The organism is Pseudomonas proteolytica (assembly GCF_007858275.1).
GTDB lineage: Bacteria > Pseudomonadota > Gammaproteobacteria > Pseudomonadales > Pseudomonadaceae > Aquipseudomonas > Aquipseudomonas proteolytica.
Map to the genome: position 1 here is coordinate 79894 of NZ_VFEV01000002.1, position 19614 is coordinate 99507.

18 protein-coding genes, 1 tRNA gene and 1 pseudogene are annotated in these 19614 nt (G+C 59.0%); 12 read left to right on the forward strand and 8 right to left on the reverse strand.

The genetic code is table 11. From position 1 onward, the window contains the following. Nucleotides 1–63: 63 nt before the first annotated feature. Complete coding sequence (locus tag FIV38_RS01845) at nucleotides 64–1296, forward strand: CaiB/BaiF CoA transferase family protein (protein WP_092231539.1); 1233 nt, start codon at nucleotides 64–66, stop codon at nucleotides 1294–1296. Nucleotides 1297–1311: 15 nt separating this feature from the next. Here the strand turns inward: FIV38_RS01845 and FIV38_RS01850 are convergent, their stop codons facing one another. Further along, nucleotides 1312–1935: a hypothetical protein gene (locus FIV38_RS01850; RefSeq protein ID WP_092231536.1), complete on the reverse strand. Its 624-nt coding sequence runs from the start codon at nucleotides 1933–1935 to the stop codon at nucleotides 1312–1314. A 174-nt stretch (nucleotides 1936–2109) separates the two neighbouring features. Here FIV38_RS01850 and FIV38_RS01855 point away from each other — a divergent pair. The 6 genes and pseudogenes from FIV38_RS01855 to FIV38_RS01885 all read left to right on the forward strand — a co-directional run bounded on the left by FIV38_RS01855 (nucleotide 2110) and on the right by FIV38_RS01885 (nucleotide 8883). Next, nucleotides 2110–2185 (forward strand) — tRNA-Asn (locus FIV38_RS01855). A gap of 162 nt (nucleotides 2186–2347) precedes the next feature. Continuing rightward, complete coding sequence (locus FIV38_RS01860; protein ID WP_068576811.1) at nucleotides 2348–3670, forward strand: tyrosine-type recombinase/integrase; 1323 nt, start codon at nucleotides 2348–2350, stop codon at nucleotides 3668–3670. 911 nt (nucleotides 3671–4581) lie between these two features. Next, nucleotides 4582–5546, forward strand: a pseudogene (locus tag FIV38_RS01870) (integrase domain-containing protein). Continuing rightward, the gene (locus tag FIV38_RS01875) at nucleotides 5543–5818 is read left to right on the forward strand and encodes a hypothetical protein (protein ID WP_083235917.1); all 276 of its coding nucleotides are present in this window, start codon (nucleotides 5543–5545) and stop codon (nucleotides 5816–5818) included. Before FIV38_RS01870 ends, FIV38_RS01875 begins: the two are co-directional and overlap by 4 nt. A gap of 196 nt (nucleotides 5819–6014) precedes the next feature. After that, nucleotides 6015–8387 carry a TOTE conflict system archaeo-eukaryotic primase domain-containing protein gene (locus FIV38_RS01880; protein WP_092231533.1) on the forward strand — a complete coding sequence of 791 codons (2373 nt, stop codon included), beginning with the start codon at nucleotides 6015–6017 and terminating at the stop codon, nucleotides 8385–8387. A 100-nt stretch (nucleotides 8388–8487) separates the two neighbouring features. Next, the gene (locus FIV38_RS01885) at nucleotides 8488–8883 is read left to right on the forward strand and encodes a hypothetical protein (protein ID WP_139273532.1); all 396 of its coding nucleotides are present in this window, start codon (nucleotides 8488–8490) and stop codon (nucleotides 8881–8883) included. Between the two features lie 399 nt (nucleotides 8884–9282). Here FIV38_RS01885 and mug read toward each other — a convergent pair whose 3' ends face one another. Both mug and FIV38_RS01895 read right to left on the reverse strand, forming a co-directional pair. Continuing rightward, nucleotides 9283–9804, reverse strand: coding sequence for a G/U mismatch-specific DNA glycosylase (gene mug / locus FIV38_RS01890; protein ID WP_092231530.1), 522 nt, complete (start codon nucleotides 9802–9804; stop codon nucleotides 9283–9285). Next, a complete protein-coding gene (locus FIV38_RS01895; RefSeq protein ID WP_092231527.1) occupies nucleotides 9797–10669 on the reverse strand; it encodes a LysR substrate-binding domain-containing protein in 873 nt (290 codons plus the stop codon). The genes mug and FIV38_RS01895 overlap by 8 nt, the downstream gene beginning before the upstream one ends. Nucleotides 10670–10804: 135 nt before the next feature. On the opposite strand from FIV38_RS01895, the gene FIV38_RS01900 reads away from it, so the two are divergent. The 4 genes from FIV38_RS01900 to FIV38_RS01915 are packed head-to-tail and all read left to right on the forward strand — an operon-like array spanning nucleotide 10805 to nucleotide 14987. Further along, nucleotides 10805–11857 (forward strand): agmatine deiminase family protein, encoded by a 1053-nt coding sequence (locus FIV38_RS01900; RefSeq protein ID WP_092231524.1) that lies wholly within the window; start codon nucleotides 10805–10807, stop codon nucleotides 11855–11857. A gap of 4 nt (nucleotides 11858–11861) precedes the next feature. Then, on the forward strand, nucleotides 11862–12770 hold the full coding sequence (gene aguB, locus FIV38_RS01905) for an N-carbamoylputrescine amidase (protein WP_092231521.1): 909 nt from the start codon (nucleotides 11862–11864) through the stop codon (nucleotides 12768–12770). Between the two features lies 1 nt (nucleotide 12771). Further along, the gene (locus tag FIV38_RS01910) at nucleotides 12772–13857 is read left to right on the forward strand and encodes an extracellular solute-binding protein (RefSeq protein WP_092231518.1); all 1086 of its coding nucleotides are present in this window, start codon (nucleotides 12772–12774) and stop codon (nucleotides 13855–13857) included. 20 nt (nucleotides 13858–13877) lie between these two features. Continuing rightward, nucleotides 13878–14987: an agmatine deiminase family protein gene (locus FIV38_RS01915; protein WP_092231515.1), complete on the forward strand. Its 1110-nt coding sequence runs from the start codon at nucleotides 13878–13880 to the stop codon at nucleotides 14985–14987. Here FIV38_RS01915 and FIV38_RS01920 read toward each other — a convergent pair. From FIV38_RS01920 to FIV38_RS01930, 3 genes are all read right to left on the reverse strand, one after another. After that, the gene (locus tag FIV38_RS01920; RefSeq protein WP_092231512.1) at nucleotides 14984–16045 is read right to left on the reverse strand and encodes a YkvI family membrane protein; all 1062 of its coding nucleotides are present in this window, start codon (nucleotides 16043–16045) and stop codon (nucleotides 14984–14986) included. The genes FIV38_RS01915 and FIV38_RS01920 overlap by 4 nt on opposite strands. Nucleotides 16046–16133: 88 nt before the next feature. Further along, complete coding sequence (locus tag FIV38_RS01925) at nucleotides 16134–16517, reverse strand: RidA family protein (protein WP_070994556.1); 384 nt, start codon at nucleotides 16515–16517, stop codon at nucleotides 16134–16136. A gap of 27 nt (nucleotides 16518–16544) precedes the next feature. Then, the gene (locus FIV38_RS01930; RefSeq protein ID WP_092231508.1) at nucleotides 16545–17681 is read right to left on the reverse strand and encodes an NAD(P)/FAD-dependent oxidoreductase; all 1137 of its coding nucleotides are present in this window, start codon (nucleotides 17679–17681) and stop codon (nucleotides 16545–16547) included. Nucleotides 17682–17840: 159 nt separating this feature from the next. On the opposite strand from FIV38_RS01930, the gene FIV38_RS01935 reads away from it, so the two are divergent. Next, complete coding sequence (locus FIV38_RS01935; protein ID WP_092231505.1) at nucleotides 17841–18458, forward strand: helix-turn-helix domain-containing protein; 618 nt, start codon at nucleotides 17841–17843, stop codon at nucleotides 18456–18458. Here the strand turns inward: FIV38_RS01935 and FIV38_RS01940 are convergent. Further along, complete coding sequence (locus tag FIV38_RS01940) at nucleotides 18452–18889, reverse strand: N-acetyltransferase (RefSeq protein WP_092231502.1); 438 nt, start codon at nucleotides 18887–18889, stop codon at nucleotides 18452–18454. The genes FIV38_RS01935 and FIV38_RS01940 overlap by 7 nt on opposite strands. Before the next feature lie 20 nt (nucleotides 18890–18909). Further along, nucleotides 18910–19572 (reverse strand): ArsR/SmtB family transcription factor, encoded by a 663-nt coding sequence (locus FIV38_RS01945; protein WP_092231499.1) that lies wholly within the window; start codon nucleotides 19570–19572, stop codon nucleotides 18910–18912. Nucleotides 19573–19614: the final 42 nt, after the last annotated feature.

A 19614-nucleotide genomic window follows, 5' to 3' on the forward strand; every position in this document is an offset into this window, starting at 1 on the left:
ACAATAGCTGGCTACGTCAGAAAATCCGGCAGTCGGCGACACAGACCTTCAGGAATAACAACAATGGGTGCATTAACAGGTTTGCGCGTACTGGATTTGAGCCGGGTCTTGGCCGGCCCATGGTGTGGTCAGGTGTTGGCGGACCTGGGCGCGGAAGTGATCAAGATCGAGCGCCCGCACAGTGGCGATGACACACGCGGCTGGGGACCGCCGTGGATGCAGACCGCCGCTGGCGAGTCATCCGGGCAGGCTTCGTATTACCAGTCCACCAACCGCGGCAAGTTGTCGGTGGCCATCGATCTGGCCAGCGTCGAAGGCCAGGAACTGGTGCGGGCGCTGGCGGCCAGTTCCGATGTGCTGATCGAGAACTACAAGGCCGGCTCCTTAGCCCGATATGGCCTGGACTACGCGACCCTGGCCGCGCTCAACCCGCGCCTGGTGTATTGCTCCATCACCGGCTTCGGCCAGACCGGCCCACGTGCCGAAGAGCCTGGCTACGACTTCATCATCCAAGGTATTGGCGGCCTGATGAGCATCACCGGCGAGCGCGATGACTTGCCGGGGGGCGGCCCGCAAAAAGTCGGTGTGGCCTTTTCCGACCTGATGACCGGGCTGTATTCCACCGTGGCGATCCAGGCCGCGCTGCTCAGCCGTGAACGCACGGGCGTCGGCCAGCATATCGATATGGCCCTGCTGGACGTGCAAGTCGCGACCCTGGCCAACCAGAGCATGAACTACCTGGCCTCCGGCAAAGTGCCTCAGCGCTTTGGCAACGCCCACGCCAATATCGTGCCGTACCAGGTGTTCCGTGCGGCAGACCGCGACTTCATCATCGCCTGCGGCAACGACAGCCAATTTATCGCCTTGTGCCAGAGCATCGGCTTGCCACATCTGCCGGATGATCCGCGCTTTCGGCGCAATGCCGATCGTGTTGCCCATCGGGGCGAAATCGTCGAGTTGCTGTCGGCGCATTTCCTCGGCCGCACGGCAGACGAGTGGGTCAGCTGCATCCACGCCTCGAAAGTGCCGGTGGGCGCGATCAACAACATCGCGCAATCGCTGGAAGAACCGCAGGTAATCGCCCGCGAACTGATGGTGAAGATTCCCCACCCGCAAAACCCGGATTTCGCCATGGTCGGCAGCCCGATCAAGATGTCCGGCACCCCGGTGGAGTACGTACGGCCAGCGCCGATGTTGGGCCAGCATACGGATGAGGTGTTGGCTGGGCGGTTGGGGTTGTCCGGTGAGCAGTTGGGGCAGTTGAAGCGTAGTGGGGTAATTGAGCAGTTGCCGTAACGAGGGGCCTTTTGGTCAGCGCTGCAATATTTTGCCCAACGCGCCCATGTCCATGGCCTCATTCATGCTCAACGGGCCGGAAAAGGTGAAGGGTTCCTTGTAAAGCGATTCATAGTGCATCTCTACAAATACGTCATTCCTTTGCAGGAAAAAGCTCATTTGCAGTAGGCACAAGGGGCCGAACTGTGTGCTTTTAGTCGGCTCCAGAATCGCGATGTCATTACCAGGCCTGACCGCAGCGCCTTCGGTGGGCCAGCCTTTGGCGAAGCACTCGGGATTCAATCGCGCCTTCTCCAGCACGGCGGGCCAGCGACTGTCCCCCAGCCCGTTGAACTGCTCGTCGCCGACGCGAACAGTGAACGAGGTGATGATGCCCGGCCCGATCCCTTCGTTGGACAAATACAGCCCGCTTTTTTCCGCCGTCAAATGCGGTGTAATCCCCAGGTAGGGCCTTACGGAGAGGCGGTTGTGCTCGCGCATCAAGTCCAGTTGCCAGAAGGAAATCGACGCGGCGGCAATGGAAATCACCACCGCTGCCAGTGACAGGAGCGTGCCGAAGGAAAACCTGGGCTTTTTCGGTGTCGGTGTGGCGGTGGGGCGGCGGGGCTTGAAAAAGGGGTGGTGATGCATTTTTTTCACGGAGCGACTTCCTGTCGGTTTGGTTTGCCACTTTTCTTGGGTTCATGCTGTAGAGCGTTGCGGCTTGCTGTAGACAGCCGGGCGATGATAGCGCACCCAAACAGCGCCTTGTGCACACGTAAAAGCGCATTAAATGGTTGACTTATCCTTTTCAATCAGTAAGATACGCCGCATTCCGCGATAGCTCAGTTGGTAGAGCAAATGACTGTTAATCATTGGGTCCCTGGTTCGAGTCCAGGTCGTGGAGCCAGACAAGGTTCCAGAGAAGGCTTTCAAAATCTCTGAGACCCCCGAAAAACCCGCCTTCTGGCGGGTTTTTTCGTTTTGGCGTTCTGTCGGATTCCGGTGGATACCAGCCATTTTAAGGGTAGAGTTTGGGATAAAGGTCAGTTCGATAAAAGGGAGTACCCTTATGTCGCGCACTACTGCTCCACTCTCCGACGCCGCTTGCCGTTCGGCCAAGCCCACAGACCGCGCCTACAAGCTTTTCGACGGCGACGGCCTTTACCTTCTAGTCCAACCCAATGGCCGCAAAGGCTGGCGTCTCAGATACGTCAAACCTGATGGCCGGGAAGGACTGACCTCATTCGGCAACTACCCCATCGTTGGCCTCGCGGATGCGCGCCGCAAGCGCTTGGAGGTCAAGCGAATGCTGGCGGCTGGCATTGACCCTATAGGAGCCAAGAACCAAGCCAAGACGGACGCTCTGATCAAAGGCCGCACCTTTGAAAGCGTTGCCCTCGGCTGGCACACGGAAATGTCAGCCAAGTGGGCACCGGACTATTCCAAGACAGTGATGAGTCGCCTCAAAACTCACCTCTTCCCGCTGATCGGCGCCCGCGCCATTGTCGACCTTGATACCCACGACCTTATGCGGCCCCTGGACGCGATTAAGAAGCGCGGAACGATAGACATTGCTTTAAGGGTACAAAACTACCTGCAGAGCATCATGCGCGAGGCAAAGCGCCTCCGGCTTATCACCGTAAACCCTGCTTACGACCTCGTAGGCTCGATCAAAGCCTCGCGGGTCGTCCACCGCCCCGCCTTATCCTTATCGCGCTTGCCTGAATTGCAGGAACGGATCGACACCTATAAAGGCCGCGCACTTACCCGGCTGACGGTCTTGCTGTCGCTGCACGTGTTTGTACGCTCCAGCGAGCTGCGCTTCGCCCGCTGGAGCGAGTTCGACCTCAAACGTGGTGTCTGGGAAATACCCGACACGCGACCAGCGTTGGAAGGCGTACCCTTTTCCACAAGGGGTACGAAGATGGCAGGCGATATCCATCTTGTACCCTTATCGCCGCAAGCGATCGCCCTGCTCGAGCAGATCCACGCAATCACAGGCAAATTTGACTTGGTGTTCGCAGGCGATACCAAGTCTTGGAAACCAATGTCCGAAAACACGGTGAACAGCGCGCTTAGGAAGATGGGGTACGACACCAAATCCGAGATCTGTGGGCATGGGTTTCGTTCGATGGCCTGCAGCGCACTGATCGAGTCAAGTTTGTGGACGGACACAGCCATCGAGCGGCAGATGAGCCACAAGGAACGCAACAACGTCCGCGCCGCCTACATCCACAAGGCCGAGTTCATCGAGGAGCGCAGGCTGATCATGAACTGGTGGAGTCGCTACCTTGAGGCTAATCAGCAGAAGCATGTCAGCCCACGCGAATTCGCCAATCAGACGGGTGCGAATGTCACTCGCCTAAAAGCAAAACGTGGCGCAACTGAGTAAGCGCTCGGTCCTCATATCTCAGTGATCCGTTTGTCCACGCGGGTCCATCCAAACAGGGCTGCAAAGCCGCCCTGTTTGGATGGACCTCACTTAAAAAATCTAAAGCCCACGCAATTGTCTGTGGAAAACCACTGATTTCCATTAGTGGATAATTTCATCCACAGCCGCAGAACTCCCGAAAATTCGAGCCTTGACCCTAATTCTCCACAGGCGTAGAAAAGGTCGGGCAAAGCGCTGTCGTTGACAGCAACCCAGGTAGCCAGAACCTTTAAGGCTACGCCACACCGTGGTGGTTCTCCCAAAGTGCGATTAGCGTCCGGCGGCTCGCACGGTCACAGCGATGTGATGGATGCCTACTTTTACTAGTGTGCCCACTGCGGCAACTCATACCCCTTCATATCTGCCCTGCAGCAACTTATCCGCGTGGCCATTTCATTGCGCCAACCTGCGCCCGTCTCTTTCTCCCGGAAAGAGACGGGCGCACCTACCACTGCTGCAGCCCACCTCGTACCAGGCTTTGCGGCATTCCCCCTCGTGACAATCGGCGCGACAAACACCGATGTCACCAGCAACAGCGATGCCGATGATGGTGCCGCAGCCCAGGGAATGGACTGCACCTGACTGACAGTCAGGTATGCCCCGGTCGTCGCTTCACTGCCTTCACCTGACTCAGGATCTCGCGGCGATGGTCTCGTCAGCCAATGCAGCCTCCACCCGCCCACTTCCTCGGAAGTGTTCAGGAGGCCAGATCATGAGATGCCCAAGCTCCCGGTCGTAAGGAGCCGCCAGTCCCGCGTTAGTGGACAACCCTCACAGGTCGCAGGGGCCTTGATCCCTGATAACACTCAACATTCTTGGCGGGATGACGTGGGGGAAGGTTTTAAGAGTTTGGCTTCGAGAGGAATGTGATCATGGCGTTGGTAGGTAGACGGGATGGGCGCAATTTTGGCTATGGTCGGCAGCTGAGCTATGCCGGGCCGCAAGCGCTAAAAGATCTGTTTGGCGGCGGGCATTACGGCACGGTGATCGCTGGCAGGCGTTTGTGCGCTGGTGTCGGTCGGAGGATGGCCCGGGGTTTAACGATGCTCGGCAGATTGATCGGCAGACCTTGCTGGATTACGCGGCGCATCTGCGTCACCTGGTTGAGCGCAGCGATCTCGCCATCGCTACCGCACAAAATCGGCTGTCCAGCGTGAATCGGACCATGGCTGCGCTTCGCGGTGATCAATATGTGAAAGTGCCAAGTCCGAGCAAGGCTTTGGGAACACAGCGCATCACCGTGCGCACGACAAATCCTCAAGGCCAAGATCACGAACACGTGATGCGCATCGTCGAAGCGCTCCGCGAACAGCATCCGCGTGCCGCCGCCATCGCTCAATTGGCACGTGCCACTGGCATGCGTCTGCGAGAAGCGATTCTGGCCGACCTACCGCGACTCAAGCGTGAAGCCGAACACTACGACAAGATCAACATCCAGGACGGCACCAAAGGTGGCCGCGGCGGCGCAACCGCGCCTCGTTGGATCACGGTGGATGACCATATTCGCGAAGCGCTCAGGTACGCCGAACAGGTCTCTCCCGACGGTAGCCGCAACTTCCTGGCACCGAACGAGAGCTACCTTGATTTCCAACGGGAAATCGTCCGCCCCGCCCGAGATATCCTCCATACGCACAACCTCAAAGGCTTCCACGAACTGCGCGCGGCTTATGCGTGCGAACGCTATGAGCAGATCACCCATCACCTAGCGCCCATCAACGGTGGCAGGTGCAGGCGCCTCGATCCACGCCTTGATCGAGAGGCCCGCTTACAAATCAGCTATGAGCTGGGACACGGTCGAATCGACGTGGTATCGGCGTACATCGGTGGTCGGGTATGAATAAACCATTCGATATGGAGATCTTCTTGGCTGGGGCACTGACTGGCGCACATGCCACACGCGAACGTCACATCCGCCAGGCCAAGACTATTCAAGCAGCCATTTCTGAACGCTGGAGCCGAGATAATCCATGGACATGGCAAAGAAAGCATCTCGTTTGGTTTTTGAACCATCACATGAGCTCAAACTCGAAATCGACGCGCTACTACTACCTGCTGACCACAAGCCTGATCACTCTGCGCCTAGGAAAATCCTGGAATTTTCCACGTTAGCCGAATGCCAGCAACTGCGCGCTCTGTATCCCTCACCGGCAGATTGAGCCAGCCAACGACTTGACGGGGATTAGGGCGGACCTCTTGAGCCCCTGAACCTAACCTCTGTTGTTTGATAACCTCTATGTATTACTGATGGACTGAGGGTTGTAGCTCGAGGCTACAGGCTTCACCTGAGACGTAGAGGCTGAAGGCGGTGATAAACAGTAGTCTGGTGGCGAAGCTAAGGGCTGAGAATGCAAGATTGGTTGCCTTGCTGGATGCTCATGGCATCGAATGGCGCCCGCCTGCTGAGCCAGTCAAGATAGCGATTGTCCAAGCAGAACAATCACAGCAACTCGATACTGATGGAAAGCTTGCCCTATTCCGAAGCTTGTTTCGTGGTAGGACGGACGTTTATCCCACCCGCTGGGAAAGCAAGGCAGGCAAATCAGGATACGCACCCGCTTGCGCAAACGAATGGAGGCCTGGCGTTTGTGAGAAGCCCCGAATTAAATGTGGCGACTGCGGTAACCGCCAGCTGCTTCCGCTGACCGATGAGGTGGTCTATCGCCATCTGGCGGGCGAAGTGGTCGTTGGTATCTACCCCCTACTCTCTGATGACACTTGTTATTTTTTGGCGGTCGACTTCGATGAGGCCGAATGGCGTGATGATTCCAAAGCTTTTGTGCAGTCATGCCATGAGCTGAACGTCCCGGTGGCGCTGGAAATATCGCGCTCAGGCCAAGGGGCTCATGGCTGGATTTTCTTTGAGCGTAATGTTCCTGCCTGCGATGCGCGCCGCCTCGGTGCCGCAATCATCAGTCATGCCTGTGAGCGCACCCGCCAGTTGGCGCTCAGCTCCTATGATCGACTGTTTCCAAACCAGGACTATATGCCCAAAGGCGGCTTTGGAAATCTCATCGCGCTCCCTTTGCAAAAGCGGGCCAGGGCCCAAAACAATAGCGTTTTTGTAGACGACTCGCTTGAGCCTCATCCTGATCAATGGGCCTTCCTGGCATCGATTCAGCGCATGAGTCCAGAAGATATCCAGCCCGTTATTATCCAGGCGATGGGTAATCGGGACCCTCTAGGGGTCGCCTATGTCGATGACGAAGGTGATGCAGAACCTTGGAAAGATCGTGAATCGAGATCACGTAAATTGACATGCCCGTTGCCTGCTGCTGTCAACATCACGCTGGCTAACTTAATTTACTTTGAAAAGTCGGAATTGCCACAGCCATTGGCAAACCAGCTTGTCCGGCTCGCTGCCTTTCAAAATCCTGAGTTCTACAAAGCTCAGGCCATGCGCATGTCAGTGTGGAACAAGCCAAGGATTATCGGCTGTGCCCAGAACTTCCCCAAACATGTTGCGTTACCACGTGGCTGTTTGGATGCTGCGCTGGAGCTTTTAGGGGAAAACGGGGTTACCGCTATTCTTAAAGACGAACGCTTCGCGGGCGACCCCATCGACGTGAGTTTTCTCGGGACCCTGCGTTCTGACCAAGAGGCTGCTGTCAGCGCAATGCTAAGTCATGACACCGGTATCCTCTGCGCACCGACTGCTTTCGGTAAAACAGTGAGTGCTGCTGCGTTGATTGCCGCACGTGGCATTAACACGTTGGTGCTTGTGCATCGGACGGAACTGTTAAGGCAGTGGCAAGAGCGCTTGCAGGTGTTCTTGGGAGTCGGGAATGGTGTCGTTGGAACTCTTGGAGGCGGAAAAGCGAAGCTTACCGGCATCATCGACATTGCCGTAATGCAGTCGTTATCGCGAAAAGGCGAGATCAGCGATCAGGTAAAAAACTACGGCCAGATCATCGTTGATGAGTGTCATCACCTATCAGCAGTGTCATTCGAGACACTACTGAGGAGCGCGACCGCGCGGTACGTGCTGGGACTCACGGCAACCCCAGTGCGCCGAGATGGGCAGCAGCCTATTATTTTCATGCAGTGCGGACCGATCCGACATTCTGCTGCTCGGCCAGCGAATGCGCCTCATGACCTATCTGTCGTGCCTCGATTGCTGTCCAAACCAATAGTGGTCCCCGACGGCTTTGGGATTCAGGACGTTTTTCGGCGTCTAGCCGACGACTCTGAGCGGACAGCCAAAATCGTCTCGGAGATTGAGCTGGCGTACAACGAGGGTAGAAAAATTCTAGTGCTAACGGAGCGGACGGAACATGTGGATGCCCTTGAATTAGAATTGAAGCAGCGTGTGCATAACCTTTTCACGCTTCATGGGCGAGTGCCTAAGAAACAGCGCCTTTCCCGTATGCATGAGCTTGAGTCCCTTCCCCCTGATGCTCCACGGGTGCTGTTGGCAACAGGAAAACTAGTAGGTGAAGGCTTCGATCACCCGCCGTTGGACACGCTGGTGCTGGCAATGCCCATCTCATGGAAGGGAATCCTTCAGCAATATGCGGGGCGGTTGCATCGATCGCATGCCGATAAGGCCGACGTGCGAGTGATCGACTTCGTTGACGAGGGTAATGTCGCGCTGCTGAGGATGTGGGATAAGCGCCAGGCGGGTTACAAAGCGATGGGCTACCGTATGGCTGATTCCATGGCCACCATGGACCTACTCTAACTCTAACGTGGTTGACAGTTGATCATCCTATTAAGTGAGACGTGGTTCGTAGGCCTGTTCCCGCCGTGCCGCTCGAAGAATTGCTAACTTGGAGGTAGCTATGTCCTCAATTGAGTTTTATGTGCCTGGTGATTATGACAGCCCTTTAACAGCCAGCGGTCGAGGTCGCACTATCGCAGCGTTTCATCTTGCGCAGGGTGACGTTGAGTTTTTGACCAAAGTTACTGAAATGCGTCGCGACGTACTTAATCGTCTCATGAGCCCTTCTGCCGTGAGCTATTGGATCGCTCAGAAATGGCTGGAGAAAGCCCATGATGTCGGGAGGATTCAGCTTCTTCGACTCACAGCTAAGGGTTTGGTCACATGTAAAAACAGTGTCAATGGCGGAGGAAATGTACCTACAACCGCAGCGCTGGTAGCTCGGTGGAGGGCCAATATGAAACGAGGCGGCGTATCCTCGTTCACGCTAGTTTCGTTTGATCCGATCCCTGACTGAGTAGCCGCTGAGCTTTGGCCAGGTGGCTTTGTTTGTCGAGGCACATACACGCATTCAAACCAGACTGACGACACAGCGTACTTATACAGAAGTCACATCGACCGGTTGAATCCACAGCCAAAGCAGTCACTCGGATGTGTTTTCCTCATCCATCACAGTATGGCCTGCGTACGCCACCTTCAGAAGCTTGCTGCCGCCGTGCTCATGGGGTATCGAAAGAACTCCAATAAAAATACGGGCTTGATTAGGATAATCGTAGGGATATGAATACTAAAAATCAGCATAATTTCATTGTAAAACAAATACTTATTTTTTTATTCGAGTCCAGGTCGTGGAGCCAGATAGAGAAAAGCCTGCAGCGATGCAGGCTTTTTTTTGCTTGGGATTTGATGCCTGATACTACCCGTCAATGTTGGGCAATGCTGCCAGATAGAGCTGCCCATACGCCTCAACCAGCTGTTCCAGGTTAAACGCCAAGTTCCGTCCACTGGGGTTGGGCAGCACCCAGACCGCAGCATCCCCCAACGTCCGGGATTGCAGGCCCCACGCGACCTCTCGCTGACCCGACAGTGCGCAGTAACCCGCCTTGCCCAAGAACGCCACATAGCGCGGTGCATAATGGCGGATCTTGTTTTCAAAACCCTCAGCCGCCGCCTTGAATTCCTCTCGCGACAATTGATCCGCCCGCGCCGTCGGCCGCTCTACGACCGTTGTCAGCCCGCAGTGGTGCTGCAAGAGCGTCCGGTCATCCTCGGGCCGCACTTGATGCGGGGTAAACCCGGCCAGGTGCAAGGTGCGCCAGAAGCGGTTGCCGCGCCCAGCAAAGTGATGGCCCTGGGCTGCTGCGAGCAGGCCCGGATTGATCCCGCAAAAAATCACTGCCAGCCGCTCGGCCAGGATGTCTTCCAGTCCTTCATTCATACGGGGCACCCTGCGCCAGGTTGTTCAGCAACCACTGGCTGAAGCTGCGCGCCAGTGGGTCGTTTTCGCTGTCGCGGTGGGTCAGCAGGGCCCAGTTGGGGCCGCGGATGGTCGCGTCGACCAACGGTTGCAGCAGGCCGCTGTCCCGTGCGTGCTGGCTTAGCAATAGGCTGACCAGCGCGATGCCCAGGCCGCCACAGGCTGCGTCCAGCAATAGGCCAGGGTCGGAGAAGTTCAGGCCCTGGTCCTGCTGGCCTACGTCGATCCCGGCCTCTACCGCCCAATGGCTCCAGTCCATTTCCCGCTCGCCATGCAGGGTAGTGCGCTGCTCGCGGGGCAGTGCCAGTACGCGGGGATGGGCGGCCGGATACAGGCGGTCGGCATGCAGCACTTTGAAGCTGCATTCGGCCTGGGCGCTGATGTCATCGCGTACGGCGAGGTCGATGGTCTGGGTGCCCATGTCCGGTACTTCATCGGTGCTGAACAACCATAAATCCACGTCCGGGTGGCGCTGGCGGAAGTCGGCCAGGCGCGGCAGCAGCCAGTGGCGGGCAAAGGCGGGGGTGGTGTTGAGCACCAGTTGATTGGCTTTGCGGTACTGCCCTAGCCGGCGCACGCCCACCGACAGTTGTTGCAACAGGGCCTGGGTGGTGCTGAGGAAATCGTGGCCGGCATCGGTCAGGGCGACGCTGCGTCCATTGCGAAAGAACAACGGCTGTTCCAGGTACGCTTCCAGGCTGCGGATCTGCTGGCTGATGGCCGATTGGGTCAGGTGCAGCTCGTTGGCAGCCTTGTGAAAACTGCCCAGCCGCGCTGCCGCTTCAAAGCCACGCAGTGCCCCCAGGGGCGGCCAGTGCTTAAGCATGCTGATAAGTTTCTCTAATCATTTGTCTGCAAAATCCATCGTTTGTCCGGCGATTTTGCCAAACGTAGCATGCATCCTCATAACGTGTACGCCGTTTTTGGTGAACACAAGGGCTTAACTCAGAAGGGGTTTGTCATGCTGCATAACGACATGCAACACAGCGATTGGTGGATGCCGGCGGAGTGGGCCAGGCATGCGGCGACCTGGATGGTCTGGCCCCACAATCAGGCGCTCTGGGAGTCGGGATGGCGTGTGACCTTGTCCCAGGTGCAGGCGGATTTTGCCCGGGTCGCCAATGCCATTGCGCGTTTCGAACCGGTGAAACTGGTGGTTGACCCGTCTGCACTCGACAGTGCCAAAGCCCTGTGCGGCCCCAACATTGAACTGATCGCACTGGCGGTCAACGACAGTTGGTGCCGCGATTCCGGCCCCAGCTTTATTGGTCACCCGCAACTGGGGCTGGCCGGTGTCAGTTGGCGCTTTAACGCATGGGGTGGCAAGTCGGCCCATGACCTGGATGAAAGCCTGGCCAGGCGTACCCTCAACCACTTGGGCCTGCCTTGTTTCGGCACGCCGTTGAGCAATGAAGGCGGGGCGATCCATGTGGATGGTCAGGGTACGTTGATCACCACCGAGTCGGTGTTACTCAACCCCAACCGCAACCCGGGCATGAGCAAAACCGAGATGGAGGCGATCTTTGCGCGCTGGTTGGGGGTGACAAAAACCATCTGGCTGCCGGGCGATCCGCAGTATGTCACCGGGGACATGACCGATGGCCATGTCGATGGCGTGTGTGCCTTTGCCCGGCCTGGCGTGTTGCTGGTCGACGCCACCCATGATCAGGCTTCGGTTTACGCCGAAGTAGCCAGGGAAAACCGTCGCGCCCTGGAATTGGCTACCGATGCCCAGGGTCGCCGGTTCGAGTTGATCGAACTCTATGAGGCCAGCGAGGCGGTGGAAACCGACGCCGAGGTGTTTTGTGCGTCCTACACCAACTTCTACATCGCCAATGGCGCGATCATCATGCCGGCCTATGGCATTGCGGCCGACCAGGTCGCCGCCGATGTGCTGGCCCAGGCATTCCCTGGTCGTGAGGTGGTGCCGGTGCGTATCAACCACCTGGCCCATGGCGGCGGCGGTGTGCATTGCATCACCCAGCAGCAGCCGGCCTGGCCGGTAAAGGGGTGATGCCATGACCCTGCTGACCATCGCCACCACCCAGATGCCCTGCACTTGGAATTTGCAGCACAACCTTGATCAAGCCGAGCGCCTGGTGCGTGAGGCGGCCAGCCAGGGCGCCCAGGTCATCCTGCTGCAAGAGCTGTTCGCCACGCCGTATTTCTGCATCGAACAACAACACAAGCACCTGGCTTTGGCCGAGGAGTATCGACATAGCACGCTGCTCAAGCGCTTCGCCGCGCTGGCCAAAGAACTGGGAGTGGTGCTGCCGTTGAGCTGGTTCGAAAAGGCCGGCAATGCCTACTTCAACTCATTGAGCATGGCCGATGCTGACGGGCAGTTGCTGGGGGTGTATCGCAAGACTCATATCCCCAATGCCATCGGCTATCAGGAGAAGGAATACTTCAGCCCCGGCGACACCGGTTTCAAGGTCTGGGACACCGCGTTTGGCCGTCTCGGCGTGGGCATCTGCTGGGACCAGTGGTTCCCCGAGACCGCACGCTGCCTGGCGTTGCTGGGTGCTGAGGTGTTGCTGTTTCCCACCGCCATCGGTTCCGAACCCGGCTGTGCCAGCCTGGACTCCCGTGATCACTGGCAGATGACCATGCGCGGGCATGCGGCGGCCAATCTGCTGCCGGTGGTGGCGGCCAATCGTGTTGGCCGGGAAGTGGCGACCACTGATGCGGCCTTGCAGATGGACTTCTACGGCTCGTCGTTTATCTGCAATCACAAAGGCGCGCTGCTGGCCGAGGCTGACCGCACCAGCAGCGGTGTGCTGCTCCAGCGCCTGGACCTGGCGAGCATGGCCGAAGAGCGCCTGACCTGGGGCATCTACCGCGACCGCCGTCCGGAAATGTATGGCGGCTTGCTGACCCAGGACGGTCGCCACCTGCATCCACGCTGGCAGACCCAAGGGGTATGACATGAAGCTGATCCACTGCACCCTGGCCCTGAGCATCGTCATCCCGACGGTCCAGGCCGATGAAAAGATCCTGCGCCTGTACAACTGGGCCGACTATTTTGCCGAGGACACCCTGGCCCGCTTCACCGCCGAAACCGGGATCCAGGTGATCTACGACGTGATGGACAGCAGCGAGACCCTGGAGGCCAAGCTGATGGCCGGTGGCAGTGGCTACGATCTGATTTTTCCTGGCGATACCGTGGGCGAACGCTTGATGCGCGCTGGCAGCCTGCAACCGCTGGATCCGGCAAAACTTGAGGCTTTGGCGGATATCGAGCCGGGCCTGCAACAACTGCGCAACCATTACCGTGCGTCCAATCAGGCCACAGTGCCCTACACCTGGGGCACGATTGGCCTGACCTATAACGCTGAGCAAATCCTACAGCGTATGCCGAATGCACCGGTCAATAGCCTGGACCTGTTGTTCAAGCCAGAGCTGGCCCGCCAATTTGCCGATTGCGGCATCTCGCTGATCGACTCGCCCGATGAAGTACTGGCCGTTGCGCTGATCTACCTGGGGCGCGAACCGCGCAGTGCCAAGCCCGAGGACCTGGCTGCGGCCAGTGAACTGTTGCTCAAGCTGCGGCCATTTATCCGCAAGTTCCAGTCGCAGCCGGTGACCGACCTGGTCAATGGCAACCTGTGCCTGTCCCTGGGCTACAGCGGCGACATGACCCAGGCGCAACGGGCGGCCGATGCGGCGGGTAAAAAGGTACGGTTCCAGTACCACATTCCCCGCGAAGGCACGACGGTGTGGATGGACACCATGGCCATACCCGTGGATGCCCGGCATCCGGAATACGCCTACGCGTTCATCAACTTTGTCATGCGCCCAGAGAACATGGCGGCCATCAGTAACACCACCGGTTACCCCACGGCCAATGCCAAGGCTCGTGCCGGCGTTGATCCCACCATGGGCAATAACCCGCAGATTTATCCGGACGCCACCACGTTCCAGCGGCTGGTGGCCGGCCAGGATATTCCCCAGGCCGATATGCGTGCACGCATGCGGGTATGGACTAAATTCAAGACGGCCATCGGTCAATGATGGCCCACACAGAGGTACACATGAGTACACGTCGCCAATTCATCAAACAGGCCGCAGTGGTGGCCAGCCTGGGCGCCGCCACGTCCATGGGGCTGCCCGTTTTAGCGGCGGTCCAGGGCCGCTGGTTCATGCTCGATGAGGGTGAGAAACACCAGCGCGCCTTTATCGCCTTTGGCGCTCAGGAGTCGATCCACGAAGACTTTACCCCCGCCGTGCAAGACGCCTTGGGCCGTATCGCCAGGGCGATTGCCGAGTACGAGCCAGTCACGGTGTTCTGTCGCGAGGATGAGCGTGAGCTGGCCGAAGAAAAATGCGGCACCCGCAATATCACCTTCGTACACGCCGAGTTGGATGACATCTGGATGCGTGACACCAGCGCCAACTTTGTCGTGGATGACCAGGGCCAGTTGGGCGCGGTGGACTTCAACTTCAATGGCTGGGGCAACAAGCAGCAGCACGCCGACGACGCCGAGTTGGCGGCGCACGTTGCCGAGCTGGCAGGCGCAACCTCTATCCGCACCGACCTGGTAGGTGAGGGCGGTGCCATCGAAGTGGATGGACACGGTACCGGGATCATGACCCAAAGCAGTTGGATCAATGCCAACCGCAACCCGGGCTGGAGCAAGGCCGATGTGGAGGCCGAACTGAAAGCCCGGCTGGGCTTGCGCAAGATCATCTGGTTGCCGGGCATCAAGGGCAAAGACATTACCGACGCCCATGTCGACTTTTACGCACGTTTTGTCGCGCCGGGCGTGGTCATCGCCAACCTGGACACTGACCCTGAGTCTTACGACCACAAAGTCACTTTGGCCCACTTGGACATTCTCAAGCAGGCCACCGATGCCGATGGCCGGCCGCTGCAAGTGCACACTGTGTCGCCGCCACTCAACCCCCGCAGCAACCGCTTTAGCCGTGACAACCCGGATTATGCCGCCGGCTACATCAACTACTTTGTGATCAATGGCGCGGTGATTGCGCCAGAGTTTGGCGACAAGGCCGCCGACCGCAAGGCCTTCGACCTGTTGTCCAAACTCTATCCGGGGCGCAAGGTGGTGCAGCTCAATATCGACGCCATCGCCGCAGGCGGCGGTGGTATTCACTGCGTGACCAGCCACCAGCCTTGGGTTTAGCCCGTTGCCCCGGCAAGGCGCCCGAGCCGCAGCCAGCCAATCAATACGGCGGCGATCAGCAGGAAACCCAGGTAGCCAAACAGCGGGTATACCTGGCCGACCAGGCTGATAAAGCCGATCAGGCTGCCGGCAAAAGCCAGCGCAGCAAAGGCCGCCGACCCCACACGGAATTTACGGGTGCCGGGTGGCAGCAGGCGCGCCGAGAAGGAGTACAAGGTGCCGACGGCGGTGTTGAGGATCATCAGGAAGATAATCACCGCCATCAGCAGGCCGAGGGCTGGCGAGGCTTCGCTGGCGATGGACAGCATGGGCATCGGCAGGTCTGCCACGCTGTCCAGGCGCGACAACAGTCCCAGGCTCATCACCAGCATCAGCAGGCCCAAGATGGCGCCGCCGAGAATCCCGCCCCACACCGCCTGTTTTTCGCTTTTCGCCGCGCCGCCCATGATCGCCAGGATCGGCACGCCGGCCACGATGTTGTAGGACACGTACAACAATGCCCCCAGCAGCCAATGGCTGGCGCCGGCACTCTGGCGGCTGGCCACCTGATCCAGCTCGGCGAAGCTCAAGCCCCGGGTCGCCGCGCCGTAGAGTGCTACGCCGACGGCGGTGAGGATCAGAAACGGCGTGACCGAACTGATCAGGCCGATGACTTTGTGTACGTCCAGGCACACGATAGCGATTACCACCAGGGTGACCGCCACGCTGCCCAATGTGGCGGGGATGCCGAACTGCTGCTCCAGCAACGCGCCGCCGCCTGCCAGCATGACCACGGTGACCGCAAACATGAAAAAGGTGATCATCAGGTCGACCAGTACCCCCAGGTGTCGCCCGCACAACGCATACACCACGTCTTTATGGGAGGTGGCACGCAGGCGGTTGCCCATGCCCGCCAGCGCCATGCCGAGGAAGGTGAACAGTGCGGCGCTGAGCACCGCACCGAGCAACCCCCATACGCCGAAATCGACGAACATCAGCAACAGTTCCCGGCCCGAGGCGAACCCCGCACCAACGATCACACCGACAAATGCACCGGCAATCTTCAGACTTTCTTTCATGACGACTTCCCTTGAATTGTTGTTGTTAAGGGGCGTGCGAGCTTGCTTGTGAAACACCGTGACGACAACGGGCTGTCCTCGCCAGGTATCAGCGGGTTGGCGGGCCGACCCAGGCCTGGACTTCGATTTCTACATCGACCCCCAGCGCCAGTTGCGCCCCGACGGTGGAGCGCACCGGGAAACCTTGTTTGAAGTAGCGCGCATACACCTCGTTGAAACCGGCGAAGTGCTGCATATCCGACAGCCACACCGTGGCCTTGACCACTTGATCAAACCCCACGCCGCATTCGGCCAGGGTTTCGCCGATGCGGCTCATGACGGCTTCGGTTTGCTGCTGGATATCACCGCGTACCACTTCGCCTTTCGGGTCCATGGGCACTTGCCCAGAGAGGTACAGCAAATCGCCCACCCGAATGGCTTTGGAAAACGGGTAGGGCAGGTGGCTGGGGTAACGCTGGAGACTTTCTGGCATGACAGGGAACCTCTGCAGAGTGAATGATCAGCGCAAGCGGGCGGGAGCCATGCGCTGTGGTTCGACGCCCTGGCGCCGCAGCGCTTCGGGCAAGGGTTGGTCGAGCAATAGGGCAAAGGCCAGTTGCGAGACTCCGGCCGCCGACTGGATGCCATAACCGCCCTGGGCGGCGAGCCAGAAGAAGCCTTCACAGCGCTCGTCCCAACCGACCACCAGGTCGCCATCGGGCACGAAAGAGCGCAGGCCGGCCCAGCTGTGACGGGGCCGCCGAATGCTCAGGGAGGTGGCGGCTTCGATGTGATAAATCCCGGTGGCGATGTCCAGCTCTTCGGGCATCACGTCCTGTGGCGGAACCGGATCGGCGTTGGCCGGTGAGCCCAGCAGTTGGCCGGCGTCGGGTTTGAAGTAAAAACTTTCGTCGATGCCGATAACGGCGGGCCAATTTGCAAAGTCCAGGCCTTCGGGGCCGTCGAAGGTAAAGGCGGTACGCCGACAGGGTTGCAGGCCGATCGGTGCTACGCCGCATTGCTGTGCCACCTCATCGGCCCAGGCGCCAGCGGCGTTGACCAGGTTGCGCGCGCGCAGTTGTCGGCCGTTGGCCAGTGTCAGTAGCCAATGACGGTCTTGGCGGGTGGCGCTGCTCAACTGCGCGTCACACTGCAAGACCCCTCCGGCACGACGCATGGCCCGCAGGAAACCCTGGTGTAGCGCATGTACATCGAGGTCGCGGGCCTCGGTTTCAAGCATGGCGCCGGCGATGACGTCCGGGCGCAGGCAAGGCACCAATGCCAACGCCTGTTCGCGATCAATCAGCGCGACATTGGCCGCGCTGGCCTGATGGCTGTCGAAGGTTTTGTGTAGCAACGCTTGCTGCTCGTGACTGGCCACATACAGGCAGCCGCGTGGCTCGAGCAGCGCGTGCTCGGTAAAGCCTGCCGGTGGTTGCTCGTAGAAGGCCCGACTGGCGCGGGTCAGCGCTTGAATCTGCGCAGTGCCGTAGGCTTCCATGAACATGGCGGCAGAGCGTCCGGTAGCGTGGTAGCCCGGCTGGCTCTCACGTTCGAGCACCACCACACTGGCTTCGCCGGCCAGGCGATAGGCCAGGGACGCCCCCGCAATGCCGCCGCCAATGATGGCGAAATCGAAACAGTCACTGTCCTGCATGCCGAAGTCCCTTCTGTGTGCGAATGAGGTTTTTCTCGTTTTTGATAATTCTCACATAAGAGAAATGTAGGATATGAGAATTTTCCAGTCAAGCCTTCGTCGTGGGTTAATATTCCGGCCCTAGTCCTTACCCCGTTTTTTGTGCGACAGAGAGTCCGTATGAGTTCCGATCAGACAGCGCCCGCTTCGTATTCCACGGCCCATCCGCTGATAGATCGCAGCCAGGTAGGTGCCCGTTTGCGGGGGATTCGCAAAGACCAGAAGCTGACGCTCAAGCAGTTGTCCGAGCGTTCGGGCGTGGCGCTGTCGACCCTGTCGAAGATGGAGTTGGCGCAGGTCTCGGTCAGCTACGAAAAGCTGGCGGCGGCGGCGCGGGCGCTGGGCGTGGACATTGCGCAGTTATTCAGCCCGGTGAAGACTGCGCTGAACCTGGTCCAGCCCACGGTGGTCAGCACCGCCATTGATAGCGCGGCGGGCTACAGCACGGGCAATTACGATTACCACCCGATGGCAGGGGATTTCCCCGGGCGGCGCATGACGCCGATGTACGCGCGCATTTTCGCCCGGGAGCTGACCCAGTTTGACGACTACATCCGCCACCCCGGCCAGGAGTTTGCGGTGGTGCTGTCCGGGCGGGTGCGGATTCAATTCGAAACGGGCGAGTCCATCAGCATTGGCTGCCGCGAAACCGCCTATTTCAACAGCGGCATCGGCCATATCTACCTGGCGGAAAGCGAGGCAGACGCTGAAGTGATGGTGGTGATGACGGATTACTGAGGCGCGCTGGCGCCACTGCTCATCCGGTACTCCGCCTGGCCGCTGTGTTCATCGACCTGTTCATGGGTCACCACAAACCCTTGCGACAGATAGAACTGGCAACTGGCGGTGTTGTTTTTATACACCGCCAGGGTCAGCACGGGCCGCTGCGTCCTGGCGTGAGCCATCAAGCGTTTACCGATGCCCTGGCCCTGGCAGTCGGGGGCGACAAACAGCGCGGCCATCTGGTTATCGAGCAGCGAGTAGAAACCCACGACCCTTGAGTCGCGTTCCATGACGTAGGTTTCCGAGGCCGGGATATACAGGTTGCGCATGTTCTCGACCTGCGACTGCCAGAAGGCGGCGTCGATAAAGTCGTGGGCGATGAGCGAGGCATCCAGCCAGATTTGCAGGACGCTATCGAGGTCTTTGGGTTGCAGGAGTCTGATCATTTTTCCAGTCTTGCGATGGGTTATTCGACACTCAGGCCGGCCGCTTTCCACTCGTCAAACCCGGCGCGCAGCCGACGCGCGGGCAAGCCATGGGCGTGCAAGGTGTTGATGGCATCGGTGGACAGCACGCAATAAGGCCCGCGGCAGTAGGCGACCACGTGCTTGCCTTTTGGCAGCTCTGCCAAACGCTGTTGCAGGGCCTGCGCCGGGATGTTCAGCGCGCCGGGCAAGTGCCCTGATGCGAACTCATCTTCGGGGCGTACATCCAGCAACACCACGCTCTGGCTTTGCATCTGCAACAGTAACTCCTCGATGGAGATACCCTCCAGGCGCTCACGTCGCGACAGGCTGTCGAGGGCGACCTCGCGTATCTCGGCATGCTGGAACGCCAGGTAGCCACGCAATGCTTCCAGCAAGGGCGCCACCGGACCGGCTCCCAGGCTATAGAGCACCCGTTTGCCATCGCGGCGCGTCTGCACGATGCCCGCGCGCTTGAGTTGCTGCAAATGCTGCGAAGCATTGGCGACAGACACCCCGGACAGTTGCGCCAGTTGTTCGACAGAGCGTTCTTCCTGGGCAATGTGTTCAAGCAGGGCCAGGCGATGGGCATGGCCCAGGGTCCGGGCAATGTCAGCCAGGGCAGTGAAATGATCGGCGGGGAATACGGGGCTTGACGTTTTCATGGCAAAGATCCTAGCATCGGCCAAACATTCAATCAATTAATT